The sequence below is a fragment of the Rhodovulum iodosum genome (assembly GCF_041020385.1).
In the GTDB taxonomy this organism is placed as follows: Bacteria; Pseudomonadota; Alphaproteobacteria; order Rhodobacterales; family Rhodobacteraceae; genus Rhodovulum; species Rhodovulum iodosum.
In genome coordinates this window covers 755,154-767,247 of sequence record NZ_JBEHHI010000001.1, presented here as the reverse complement: position 1 = coordinate 767,247, position 12,094 = coordinate 755,154, and the positions used below count along the sequence as shown (strand labels likewise).

General features: G+C 68.6%; 11 protein-coding genes. 6 read left to right on the top strand and 5 right to left on the bottom strand.

Annotation, left to right across the window (positions count from 1 at the left end; genetic code table 11):
• The first annotated feature begins 7 nt into the window (after window positions 1–7).
• The gene (bhcD, locus tag Ga0609869_RS03725; protein ID WP_125407618.1) at window positions 8–973 is read left to right on the top strand and encodes an iminosuccinate reductase BhcD; all 966 of its coding nucleotides are present in this window, start codon (window positions 8–10) and stop codon (window positions 971–973) included.
• On the opposite strand, the gene Ga0609869_RS03720 is transcribed toward bhcD, so the two are convergent.
• The 3 genes from Ga0609869_RS03720 to puuE are packed head-to-tail and all read right to left on the bottom strand — an operon-like array spanning window position 970 to window position 3,897.
• On the bottom strand, window positions 970–1,458 hold the full coding sequence (locus Ga0609869_RS03720; RefSeq protein WP_125407621.1) for an ureidoglycolate lyase: 489 nt from the start codon (window positions 1,456–1,458) through the stop codon (window positions 970–972). The genes bhcD and Ga0609869_RS03720 overlap by 4 nt on opposite strands.
• Window positions 1,455–2,468: an allantoicase gene (gene alc / locus Ga0609869_RS03715; protein WP_125407623.1), complete on the bottom strand. Its 1,014-nt coding sequence runs from the start codon at window positions 2,466–2,468 to the stop codon at window positions 1,455–1,457. Before alc ends, Ga0609869_RS03720 begins: the two co-directional genes overlap by 4 nt.
• 10 nt (window positions 2,469–2,478) lie before the next feature.
• Entirely contained in the window at window positions 2,479–3,897 is a 1,419-nt protein-coding gene (puuE, locus tag Ga0609869_RS03710) for an allantoinase PuuE (protein WP_125407626.1), read from the bottom strand.
• Window positions 3,898–4,010: 113 nt separating this feature from the next.
• Between puuE and uraH the strand changes: the two genes are divergently transcribed.
• Both uraH and Ga0609869_RS03700 read left to right on the top strand, forming a co-directional pair.
• Window positions 4,011–4,373: a hydroxyisourate hydrolase gene (uraH, locus tag Ga0609869_RS03705; protein ID WP_125407629.1), complete on the top strand. Its 363-nt coding sequence runs from the start codon at window positions 4,011–4,013 to the stop codon at window positions 4,371–4,373.
• A 211-nt stretch (window positions 4,374–4,584) separates the two neighbouring features.
• Window positions 4,585–5,826, top strand: a complete 1,242-nt coding sequence (locus Ga0609869_RS03700) for a urate hydroxylase PuuD (protein ID WP_125407632.1) — start codon at window positions 4,585–4,587, stop codon at window positions 5,824–5,826.
• Here Ga0609869_RS03700 and Ga0609869_RS03695 read toward each other — a convergent pair.
• A complete protein-coding gene (locus Ga0609869_RS03695; protein WP_125407635.1) occupies window positions 5,823–7,424 on the bottom strand; it encodes a CRTAC1 family protein in 1,602 nt (533 codons plus the stop codon). The genes Ga0609869_RS03700 and Ga0609869_RS03695 overlap by 4 nt on opposite strands.
• 99 nt (window positions 7,425–7,523) lie before the next feature.
• Between Ga0609869_RS03695 and xylF the strand changes: the two genes are divergently transcribed.
• The 3 genes from xylF to Ga0609869_RS03680 all read left to right on the top strand — a co-directional run bounded on the left by xylF (window position 7,524) and on the right by Ga0609869_RS03680 (window position 10,762).
• Complete coding sequence (gene xylF, locus Ga0609869_RS03690; protein ID WP_125407638.1) at window positions 7,524–8,552, top strand: D-xylose ABC transporter substrate-binding protein; 1,029 nt, start codon at window positions 7,524–7,526, stop codon at window positions 8,550–8,552.
• 84 nt (window positions 8,553–8,636) lie between these two features.
• Window positions 8,637–9,989 (top strand): sugar ABC transporter permease, encoded by a 1,353-nt coding sequence (locus tag Ga0609869_RS03685; protein WP_125407640.1) that lies wholly within the window; start codon window positions 8,637–8,639, stop codon window positions 9,987–9,989.
• A gap of 2 nt (window positions 9,990–9,991) precedes the next feature.
• On the top strand, window positions 9,992–10,762 hold the full coding sequence (locus tag Ga0609869_RS03680; RefSeq protein WP_125407643.1) for an ATP-binding cassette domain-containing protein: 771 nt from the start codon (window positions 9,992–9,994) through the stop codon (window positions 10,760–10,762).
• On the opposite strand, the gene Ga0609869_RS03675 is transcribed toward Ga0609869_RS03680, so the two are convergent.
• On the bottom strand, window positions 10,759–12,030 hold the full coding sequence (locus Ga0609869_RS03675) for a glycerate kinase type-2 family protein (protein WP_125407646.1): 1,272 nt from the start codon (window positions 12,028–12,030) through the stop codon (window positions 10,759–10,761). The two genes, Ga0609869_RS03680 and Ga0609869_RS03675, sit on opposite strands and share 4 nt — an antisense overlap.
• Window positions 12,031–12,094: the final 64 nt, after the last annotated feature.

Below are 12,094 nucleotides of genomic sequence, written 5' to 3'. Positions count from 1 at the left end.
GACGGGCATGATCATCGTGCCGGAGAAGGAGATTGCCGGGCTGATTTCGGCTGAGGACAGTTTCGATGCGGTCGAGTCGGTGTTCGCGGCCATGGCGCGGGGGGATGCGTATAATTTCCCGGTGATCCGCGAGGCGATCGGCCATGCCGATGCGCTTTACGGCTTCAAGTCGGGGTTCGACCGGGCGGGGCTGGTGTTGGGGCTGAAATCCGGCGGCTACTGGCCGGGCAATGCCGATAAGGGTCTGACCAACCACCAGTCGACCGTCGTGCTGTTCGATGCCGATACCGGGCAGGCCCATGCGCTGGTGGGCGGCAACCTGCTGACCGCGCTGAGGACGGCGGCGGCGAGCGCGGTGTCGATCAAGCACCTGGCGCGCAAGGATGCGAAGGTGCTGGGCATGGTCGGCGCCGGGCACCAGTCAGCCTTCCAGATGCGTGCGGCGGTCAAGCAGCGCGATTTCGAGAAGGTGGTGGGGTGGAACTACCACCCCGAGATGCTGCCGCGGCTGGCCGAGACGGCCGAGGAACTGGGGTTGCCGTTCGAGGCGGTCAGCCTCGAAGAGCTGGGGGCGCAGGCCGATGTGATCGTCACCATCACCTCGTCCTTCGAGGCGCAGGTGATGGACGCCCATATCAAGCCCGGCACGCACCTGGCCTGCATGGGGACCGACACCAAGGGCAAGCAGGAGGTCGACCCCGCGATCCTGGCCCGTGCGCGGGTGTTCACCGACGAGGTGGCGCAGTCGGTCAGCATCGGGGAGGCGCAGCATGCCGTGGCGGCGGGGCTGGTCGCCGAGGGCGATATCGGCCAGATCGGCGCGGTGATCGAGGGGACGGTGCCGGGGCGGCAATCGGCCGAGGAAATCACGCTGTTCGACGGCACCGGCGTGGGACTGCAGGACCTTGCGGTGGCGGCCAAGGCGGTGGAACTGGCTCGCGAGAAAGGCGTGGCGGTCGAGGTCGATTTCTAGGGCAGCCGCACCGTGTGGGGCGTGTCGAACCAGTGTTCCTCGAGGTTCGCCCCCTCGCCGATGCGGTCGACCACGGCGAAGAGCCCGGGGCCGTTGAGGGGCGTCAGCACACCGTGCCAGGTGCCGCGGGCGTAGTTCACGCCCTGGGCGCCGTCGGTGAGAAAGGCCAGCGGCGTGCCCGGCACGCCGTCCGCATCCGGCGCGACCACCACGAGGAACGGATGTTCGGACATCGGCAAGAACGCCTGGCTGCCCTCGGGGTGGCGCTCGACCATGTCGAGCGTCATCGGCAATGCGCGCGGCGTGGCACGAAACACGCTGATCCCGGCGCGGCCTGTGGACCCGAACTCGAGCCCGGCCCGGTCATGCCAGCGCCCGCAGAGCCCGCGATTGATGATCTTGTCGGGCGGGCCCGCCGTTTCCAGAACCTCGCCGAAGGGGGCGAAGGCGGCGGCCGTCAGCGCGCGGGCGAGGATCACGCTCATTCCGGGCGGCCGTAGAGGCGCAGCCGGCTGACGCCCCCGTCGGGGATGATGTTGAAGCGCACATGGGTCACGGGGCCGAATTCGGCCAGTTCGGCGGTGAAATCGTGCAACTGGTCGGGGCCGAGGGAAACCTCGGGCAGCAGCATGTTCCAGAACATCGAGTCGGTGATCAGCGCGTCGGTCAGCCCGTCGCCGAAGTTTTTCATGTCGGCGGCCTGTATCGAACACCGGGGCGGGAAATTGCCCTTGAAATGGGCGGTGTCCACGACGACGCGGCCGATGCGGCCCCGCGCGCCCAGCGCGAGGATCATCCAGTCGTAACCGGGTTCGCGGCGGCGCCGGGTTTCCCAGCCATCGCCCATGTTCAGCCCGCGCCCCGGCGCCAGGAGGCGCATGTAATCGCCGTAATGGGCGTCGGACACGGCCAGAACCCGTCCGCCGTTCAGCGCCGAGACCAGGTCGATCTCCCGGCCGTCCGCGATGGTGTCGAGCTCGGGCACGCCATAGACGCGCAGCCGGGCGATGCCGCCGTCGGGGAAGATGTTCAGCCGAAGATGCGTCCAGCTTTCGTAGCTTTCGCATTTGAAGAAATGATGGGCGTTGGGCCCCAGCGGGCGGTGCGGCAGGACCGGCACCCAGGTCGCCGCGTCGAGATTGCCATCGCTCTGGGTGCAGGCCTCGATCATGCAGGCGGGCGCGAAGTTGCCGGTGAAATGGCTGGTGTCGATGTCGAAGCCCAGGATGCGGCCCGCCGCCGCCAGCTTGATCACCGCGTGGTCGTTGCCGCCGTCGCGGCGGCGCTGGGTTTCCCAGCCGTCCATCCACTTGCCGTGATCGTCGAACTTGCCCTCGACGAAGACCGGGGCACTGTCGTGCAGCATCCGTTCGAGCGGCGCGAAGAATTCGTCACTGGCCGCAACCGCCTGCGCGCCGAGCCCTGCCGAGGCGAGGTTGATGCCGGTGCGGGCGAAAAGCGGCGTGTCGGGGTTGAGCGACTCGATCGAGGGCATGGAATATCCGTTACTGCGGCAAGAGGGCGTCGAGGCGCAGGCGGGCGATGCGCTCGACCTGTCGGCAGGCTTCGGCAAACTCGGTCTCGGCCTCGTTGTCAATGCGCTTGCCGAAGGCGGCGAGGATGCCGGCCTTGTCGTGATCGCGCACGGCGATGATGAAAGGAAAGCCGAACTTCGCCGTGTAGGCGTCGTTCAGCCGGGTGAACTCGGCCCGTTCGGCATCGGTCAGCGCGTCCAGCCCGGCGCTGGCCTGTTCGGCGGCCGAGGCGTCGGTCAACCGCCTTGCGGCGGCCAGCTTGCCGGCAAGGTCGGGATGGGCCCTCAGCACCTCCAGCCGGTCCTGAGGCGGGGCAGAGCGGAAGGCGCGGGCCAGCGCGGACTGCATGCCGACGGCGGTGTCATGGGCGGGGCCCAGTTCCAGCTCGAAGGCGCGTTCGGCGACCCAGGGCGAATGCTCGAAAATGCCGCCGAAGGCCGCGACGAAATCGGCGCGGCGCATCTCGGAGGGGCGGTCGAAAGAGACGGGCGGGTGCGCCGCCGCCCAGTGCCGGGCGATGTCGACGCGCCGGGCGAACCACACGCCCTCGTGGCCCCTGGCATGATCGAGGAAGCGTTTCAGCGCGGCCAGCCGTCCCGGGCGCCCGGCCAGCCGGCAATGCAGCCCGATCGACATCATCTTGGGCGTGCCGGCCTGCCCCTCGGCATAGAGCACGTCGAAGCTGTCGCGCAGATAGGCAAAGAACTGGTCGGCCGAGTTGAACCCCTGCGGCGTGGCGAACCGCATGTCGTTGGCATCGAGCGTATAGGGCACGATCAGCTGGTCGCGGTCCGCGACGCGCATCCAGTGGGGCAGATCGTCGTCATAGCTGTCGGCCACGTAGTCGAACCCGCCCTCTTCGGCGGCCAGCCTCACCGTGTTCATCGAGCAGCGCCCGGTATACCAGCCGCGCGGCCGTTCGCCGGTGACCTCGGCGTGCAGCCGGATCGCCTCTGCCATCTGGGCGCGCTCTTCGGCCGGGTCCATGTCCTTGTATTCGATCCATTTCAGGCCGTGGCTGGCGATTTCCCACCCCGCGGCCTGCATCGCGTCCACCTGTGCGGGGCTGCGCGCCAGCGCCGTTGCCACGCCGTAGACCGTGACCGGAACGCCTGCCCCGGTGAAAAAACGGTGCAGCCGCCAGAACCCCGCGCGCGCGCCGTATTCGTAGATCGACTCCATGTTCCAGTGGCGCTGGTCCGGCCAAGCGGCGGCGCCGACGATTTCCGACAGGAACGCCTCGGACGCGGCGTCGCCGTGCAGCAGGCAGTTCTCGCCGCCTTCCTCGTAATTGATGACGACCTGCACGGCGATCTTCGCGCCGCCGGGCCAGGCGGCATCGGGCGGCGTGGGGCCGTGGCCATGCAGGTCGCGGGGGTATCGGCGCATCGGCTCCTCCGTCGGGATCGGGACAGCCCCGTTATGCCGCCTCGGCCCTCGCCAGAGAAGCGGTTTCATGCCAGAACCCGGGGAAGAGGCGAGCGATGCTGAAGGAGTGAGCGATGACGACCGGCGGCTACCTGACGACCCATGTCCTCGACACCGCCCGCGGCTGCCCGGCGGCGGGGCTGAAAATCGAGCTTTTCGAGATCGAAGGCGGCGCGCGCAAACCGCTGGCCGAGGCGGTCACGAACGCCGACGGACGCACCGCCGAGCCGATCCTGCCCCGCGGCGCCTTCCGCCCCGGGCATTACGAGCTGGTCTTCCACGCCGGGCGCTATTTCGACGCCGCCGGCAAGGCAGGCGGCACCCCGCGCTTTCTCGACGAGATCCCGATCCGTTTCGGCATCGCCGACGGGGCCGCGCACTACCATGTGCCGTTGCTTCTGTCGCCCTATGGCTATTCCACCTACCGCGGCAGCTAGGGCGCACCGGCCCCGGCGGCGGCGCCTCGGGCAGGGTCGGGGATCATGGGTATTTCAGCCAAGAAGAAGGCAATGCCCGCTTCTTCTTGGCAAAAAATACCCAATTATGGTGCGCCGCGTGCCGCGGGCGCGGCCGGTGCGGATTTCGCGGTGCATGGTGCGCCGGCGCGCGCTATAGCGGAACGGACGGGATTTCGAGGGCCGGCGAGGCATGTTCGAGAGCTACACTTTCGCCCTTTTGTGGGATTGGGCCGAGTTTGCCGCGCGCTGGCTGCACGTGATCACCGCCATCGCCTGGATCGGTTCGTCCTTCTATTTCATCGCGCTGGACCTCGGGCTGAGGCGGCGCGACGGTCTGCCCGAGGGCGTGGCGGGCGAGGAATGGCAGGTGCATGGCGGCGGCTTTTACCACATCCAGAAATACGTGGTCGCCCCCGACCACCTGCCCGACCACCTGACCTGGTTCAAATGGGAAAGCTACGCGACCTGGCTGTCGGGTTTCGCGATGATGGTACTGGTCTATTACATGGGGGCCGACCTTTACCTCGTGGACGCGGCGCGGCTGGACCTGCCGGTCTGGCTGGCGATCGGGCTGTCGGTGGCCTCGATGGTGGGCGGCTGGTTTGCCTATGACCGGGTTTGCCGTACCCGCTTTGGCGACGACAATTTGCGGCTGATGCTGTTTCTCTTTGCCGTTCTGGTGGCGCTCAGCTGGGTGTTTGCCCAGATCTTCACCGGCCGCGCGGCGCTTTTGCACCTGGGCGCCGTCACCGGCACCTTGATGGCGGGCAACGTGTTTTTGACGATTATCCCCAACCAGAAGATCGTGGTGGCCGATCTGAAGGCGGGGCGGGTGCCCGACCCGGTTTACGGCAAGATCGCCAAGCAGCGGTCGGTGCATAACAATTACCTCACCCTGCCGGTCTTGTTCCTGATGCTGTCGATCCATTATCCGCTGGCCTTCGCCAGTCAGTGGAACTGGCTGATCGGGGCGCTGGTGTTCCTGATGGGCGTGACGATCCGGCATTACTTCAACACCCGCCACGCGCGCGCGGGCAACCCGCTATGGGCCTGGGCGCTGACGGTGGCGATTTTCCTGGTCATCGTCTGGCTGTCGGCCCTGCCCGGGCGCGAGCCCGCGGCGGCGGCGGCGGAGGAGGCCGCGCTGCGCGGGCCGGCGCGGGCCTATGCCGCGGCCGAGGGGTTCGAGGACGTTTACTACACCGTGCTCGGGCGCTGTTCGATGTGCCACGCGCGCGCGCCGAGCTGGGACGGGATGCATTGGGCGCCCAAGGCCGTGCATCTGGAGACCGAGGCCGATGTCGCGCGCCATGCCCGGCAGATCTACCTGCAGGCCGGGGCGAGCCACGCGATGCCGCCCGGCAATGTCAGCTACATGACCGAGCAAGAGCGCGCGGCGATCGTGGCGTGGTATCGCGCGGCGCGCGGCTAGCGCAGGGCCAGGGCCGTGCCGTCGGGCGCGACCGTGACCGCCCGGTTGACGCCGGTCTCGGCCCAGCCGCTGGCGGTGCCGTCCGGCCAGATTACCCGCACCCGGGCGGTTTGCGCCGCCCCGAGGCCGAAATGCTCGGGCCCCGCAAGTCCGCCCGCATGGCCGCCACCCACGGTGATCTCGCGCGCCTGCACGCGGCTCCCGGCCTCGACCTCGACCCAGGCGCCGACGCCGCGCGTGTTGGGCGCATCGCTGGCCAGCGCGACGGCCAGCCAGTGGCCGGTGCCGTCGGTTCGGTTCTCGTAGATCTCCATCGGCGCACGGCGGTTGACCACGGCGAGATCGAGCCGCCCGTCGCGGTTGAGATCGACGAGCGCCGCGCCGCGGCTGCGGGCGAGGCTGGCGATGCCGGCCGCGGCGCCGGCCTCGTCAAAACGTCCGTCCGCCGCCTGGATCAGCAGATTGTTGGGGTCGTGGATCGCGTTCGAGGGCATCTGGTCGACATTGCCCTTGGCCACGAAGATGTCGTCGCGCCCGTCGTTCTGCACATCGCCGAAGGCGACGTGCCAGCCGGTCGAGGGGCGGCCGTCATCGCCCAGGTAGGGGCGGTGGGCGGTGGTGCCCCGGTCATAGGGCGCGTCGCGGTAGACCGGGCCCCCGGCCCCCGGCACCAGCATTTGCAGACGCTGGTCGCCCATCGAGCTGAGATAGATTTCGGGCAGCCCGTCGCCGGTGATGTCGCGGCTGGCGATGCCCATGCCCCACAGGCGGAAGCTCTGCCAGCCGTCCTCTGGACCGTAGAGCCGGGGCCGCTGATCCATCGCCCACATCTGTTCCTCGCCGCCTTTCACGTAATAATGCCGGTCGTTCGAGATGCGCAGGTCCGCGCGGCCCTGTCGGCCCCAGTCGGAAAACAGCATCGACAGCGCGCAGAAGCCCGGCTCCAGCGGCAGGGCGTGGCCGTAGCGGGCGCCCGTGGGCCGGATGAGCCGGTTGCCGTCGCAGGTGCCGAAGGGGCCCTTGGGGTCGTCGCGATCGACGTAGTTGCCGAAGGCCAGGGTGGGGCGCACCGCGCCGGCCTCCCACGTGGCGGAAAAGGCGGTGGTCCATCCGGTGCCGGGGGCGATGCCCCAGGCCTCGGTGACATCGGCAAACCGGCAGCCGGACGCGCCGCGCAGCACCCGGTTGCCACCCACGCGCAACACCACCAGATCGAGCGGGCCGTCGCCGTCGATATCGAGAGGATAGGCCCCGGTCACCCCGGTCAGCCGCAGAGCGGCAGGCGTGTCGGCGATGAAATCGAGGGGTGCGCCGGGGGCAGGGGTGCGGTTGCGGAGCAGCACCGCGGGCGCCGTGCCGCCCGCCGCGAAAAGCTCGGGCAAACCGTCGTCGTCGCAATCGAAGGCGGCAAGCCCCCCGCCGACGAAATGCTCCCACCCGCCCGTATAGCGATGCTCGATGCCCAATGCGGCCGCGCGTTCGACGAAGTGCGGGGTCTGCGCGGCGGCCCCGCCGGCAAGCAAGAACGCAAGGCCTGCCACCGCCACCGCAAGGCGGCGCAGAACAAAATAAACATGGCCGCTTTCCGCAAACCGCATGGCGATAAGGTTAGACGCGAAAAACACGCGGTGCTAGCGTTCTTGCATCGGGGTCGATTCCGCCAAGAGAGGACCCGATGAATGTTACGGGAGGACATCATGAAAAAAGTGACAGTCGCCGCGGCGGCCGTTCTGAGCGTGACGCTCGGCGCGGCGGCCTGGGCACAAGACCTCGTGGTCGGCGTGAGCTGGTCGAATTTTCAGGAAGAGCGCTGGAAGCGCGACGAAGCGGCGATGAAATCGGCGCTGGAAGAGGGAGGCGCGTCCTATATCTCGACCGATGCGCAGTCGTCTGCGGCCAAGCAGCTTTCGGATATCGAAAGCCTGATGGCCCAGGGCGTGGACGCGCTGATCGTGCTGGCGCAGGATACCGAGGCGATCATCCCCGCGGTTCAGGCCGCCACCGACGAGGGCATCCCGGTCATCGCCTATGACCGCCTGATCGAGGACCCGCGTGCCTTTTACCTGACCTTCGACAATGTCGAGGTCGGCCGCATGCAGGCCCGCGCCGTCTACGCCGCCCAGCCCACCGGCAATTACGTGATGATCAAGGGCTCGCCCACCGACCCGAACGCCGATTTTCTGCGCGGCGGCCAGCAGGAGGTGCTGCAAGAGGCCATCGACAGCGGCGACATCACCATCGTCGGCGAGGCCTATACCGACCAGTGGCTGCCCGCCAACGCGCAGCGCAACATGGAGCAGATCCTGACCGCCAACGACAACGATGTCGACGCGGTGGTGGCCTCGAACGACGGCACCGCCGGCGGGGTGGTGGCCGCGCTGACGGCGCAGGGCATGGCCGGTATCCCGGTCTCGGGGCAGGACGGCGACCTTGCCGCGCTCAACCGCGTGGCGCAGGGCACCCAGACCGTCAGCGTCTGGAAGGACGCGCGCGACCTGGGCCGCAATGCCGGCGAAATCGCCGTGACGCTCGCCAACGGCGCGATGATGGCGGATATCGACGGGGCGGTCGAATGGACCTCGCCCTCGGGCACCACGATGTGGGCCAAGTTCCTGCCGCCGATCCCGGTCACGCAGGACAACCTGGACGTCGTCGTGGATGCCGGCTGGATCGACCTCGAGACGCTTTGCCAGGGCGTCAGCGACGGCCCGTCGCCGTGCAACTGAGGCGTCCGGCCTGACATGTGACCAAGCGCCTTCGCCCCATCGCGGGGCGGAGGCGCCGACTTGGCGAGTTTCCGAAAGACTGCGATGACCCATACATTCGACGAACCGGCGCGCGTCAAGAGCAAGAACCCGCTCGCCGCGCTGGAGATCGACAGCCGCCTGCTGGGGATGATCGGCGCCTTTGCCGTGATCTGCGTGGTATTCCAGGTCTGGACCGGCATCAACGCGATGACGCTGCGCGGAGATTTCGCCTGGAACCCGGCGGCCTGGCTCTTCGACGGACGCTTCCTGACGCCGCGCAACGTGTTCAACCTGACGATCCAGACCGTCTCGGTCGCGCTGATGGCCACGGGAATGGTTTTCGTGATCGTCACGCGGCATATCGACTTGTCGGTCGGCTCGCTTCTGGCCACCTGCTCGGCGGTGATGGCGGTCACCCAGACGGTGGTCGTACCCGAATGGATGGGGCTGGGCCTTGAACACCCGGCCATCGCCCCGATCTCGATCGCCGCGGGGATGCTGACGGGCCTTCTGATCGGCGCGTTTCATGGCTGGCTGATCGGATACCTGACGATCCCGGCCTTCATCGTGACGCTTGGCGGCCTTTTTGTCTGGCGCAACGTCGCGTGGCACCTGACGGGGGGCCAGACGGTGGGCCCGCTCGACGCCAATTTCCAGCACTTCGGCGGGATCAACGGCACCCTGGGCGTCAGCATGAGCTGGGTTTTCGGCCTGCTGGCGCTGGCGGCGGCATTCTACGGCCTGTTTTCCGCTCGCCGGGCGCGGGTGGCCCACGAGTTCCCGGTCAAGCCGGTCTGGGCCGAGTTCGCCATCGCCGGCATGATCGCCGTGGCGATCCTGGGCTTCGTGGCGGTCCTGAACGCCTACGAAATTCCGGTGCGCCGCCTGCAGCGCATCTTCGAGGACCGGGGCGAGGTGATGCCCGAGGGCTTTACCACCGGCTACGGCTTGCCGATCTCGGTCTTCGTGCTGATCGTGGTGGCGATCGTGATGAACGTGGTGGCAAGGCGCACGCGGCTGGGCCGCTATATCTTCGCCACGGGCGGCAACCCCGAGGCGGCGGAGCTGGCGGGCATCCGCACCCGCCTGCTGACGGTCAAGGTCTTTGCCATCATGGGGCTCTTGTGCGCGATCTCGGCGGTCGTCGCCAGCGCCCGGCAGACGTTTCATTCCAACGATATCGGCACGCTGGACGAATTGCGGGTCATCGCCGCGGCGGTGATCGGCGGCACCGCGCTGTCGGGCGGGATCGGCACGATCGTGGGCGCGATCCTGGGCGCGCTGATCATGCAGTCGCTGCAATCGGGCATGGCGATGGTGGGGGTCGATGCGCCCTATCAGAACATCGTCGTCGGCATCGTGCTGGTGTTCGCGGTCTATGTCGACATCGTCTACCGCAAGCGGACAGGAGGCTGATCATGGCACCCCCGCTGGTCGAGATGCGCGATATGCAGAAAGCTTTTGGCGGCATCCGCGCCGTCGATCACGTCAATGTCGACCTTCACCCCGGCGAGGTGGTGGGGATCCTGGGGCATAACGGCGCCGGAAAGTCGGTGCTGATGAAGATGCTGTCGGGCGCGCTGCCGCGCGACGGGGGCGAGATCTTCATCAACGGTACGCCCGCGCCGATCAACAGCCCGCGCGACGCGCGCGACTACCAGATCGAGACGATCTACCAGTACCTCGCGCTGGCCGACAACCTGGACGCCGCGGCCAACATGTTCCTCGGGCGCGAGCTGGTGACGCCGCTGGGGCTGGTCGACGACGCAAAGATGGAGGCCGAGACGCGCAAGATCATGAAGCGGCTCAACCCCAATTTCCGCCGCTTCAAGACCCCCGTTTCCGGCCTTTCGGGCGGGCAGCGGCAATCGGTGGCCATCGCGCGGGCAGTCTATTTCCAGGCCAAGATCCTGATCATGGACGAGCCCACCGCGGCGCTGGGGGTCGAAGAGACGCGGATGGTCTCGGAGCTTATAGAAGAGCTCAAGCGGCAGGGGATCGGGATTTTCCTGATCGACCACGACATCCACCAGGTCAAGTCGATGTGCGACCGCGCCAGCGTGATGAAGAACGGCCGGCTGGTGGGAACGGTCGATGTCGACAAGGTGACCGAGGATGACCTGCTCGGCATGATCATCGCGGGCAAGGACCCGATGACCGGCGAGATGGTCGGCGCCGCCGAGGTCTAGCCCAGCGGCGCGATCAGGATGGCGCGGACATCGTTGACATTGGTCAGCGTCGGCCCGGTGATGACCTGATCGCCGAGGGCTGCGAAAAACCCGTGGCTGTCATTGGCCGCCAGCGCCGCGGCCGGGTCCAGCCCCGCGTCGCGGGCGCGGGCCAACGTGTCCGGGCCGATGACGGCGCCGGCCACCTCGGCCGCCCCATCCACGCCGTCTGTGTCGCAGGCGATCCCGTAAAGTCCCGGCGCGCCGTCCAGCGAAAGCGCCAGCGCCAGCGCGTATTCCGCGTTGGGCCCGCCGGTGCCGTCGCCGCGCCGCGTGACGGTGCATTCCCCGCCCGAAAGCAGCAACAGCGGTGCGTCGCCGCGCGCCATCGCCGCCTGCCGCGTCAGCGCGAGCGAGGCATGACCCCCCGCCAGTTCGCGCGCCTCGCCCTCCAGCGCGTCGCCCAGCACCTCTGCCCGGATGCCGGCGGCGCGGGCGACCTCTGCCGCGGCGGCGAGCGATTGCGCCGGCGCGGCGATTACCCGGTTTTCGACGCGGCTCAGCCGGTCGTCGCCGGGGTCGAGCGGGGCGCCGCCGGCCCGGAGAAAACCCGCGATCGCGGGCGGTGGTGTCACGCCCCAGCGGTCGAGCGCGGCAATCGCCCCTGCGGCGTTGCCTTCGTGGCCGACGGTGGGGCCGCTTGCGATATCGGCGGGGTCGTCGCCCGGCACGTCCGAGATCATCAGCGCCAGCATTCGGGCGGGAAACGCGGCTGCCGCCAGCCGCCCGCCCTTGACCGCAGACAACTCCTTGCGGATGCCGTTGATCTCGCCGATGGGCGCGCCCGAGGACAAAAGCGCGTTGGTCAGCGCCTGCTTTTCGGCCAGCGTGATGCCGTCGGCGGGCGCGATCAGCAGGGCCGACCCGCCGCCCGAGATCAGCGCCAGCACGAAATCGCCCTCGCCCAGTGTGCCCAGCAGGTCCAGCATCCGGTTGGTAGCCGTCTGCCCGGCGGCATCGGGCACCGGGTGGCCGGCCTCGACGATCTCGATGCCCTTTGTCGGCCGGCCGTAGCCGTAGCGCGTGATCACCAGCCCCTCGCAAGGGCCCCAGGCGGTCTCGACCGCCTCGGCCATCCGCGCCGAGGCCTTGCCGGCGCCGACCACGACCACGCGGCCGACGGGCCGGGGGGGCAGGGCGCCGGGCACCGTGCGCATCGGGTCTGCCGCGGCGACCGCGGCGTCGAAGAGCTGGCGCAGAAAGGCTGGGATGTCGTCGGGCAGGGGCATGGCAGCAGCTCCGGCTGGGGTCCGTAGATCAGCCTAGCGGCCCGGCCGCGCCGCGCAAGAGGCG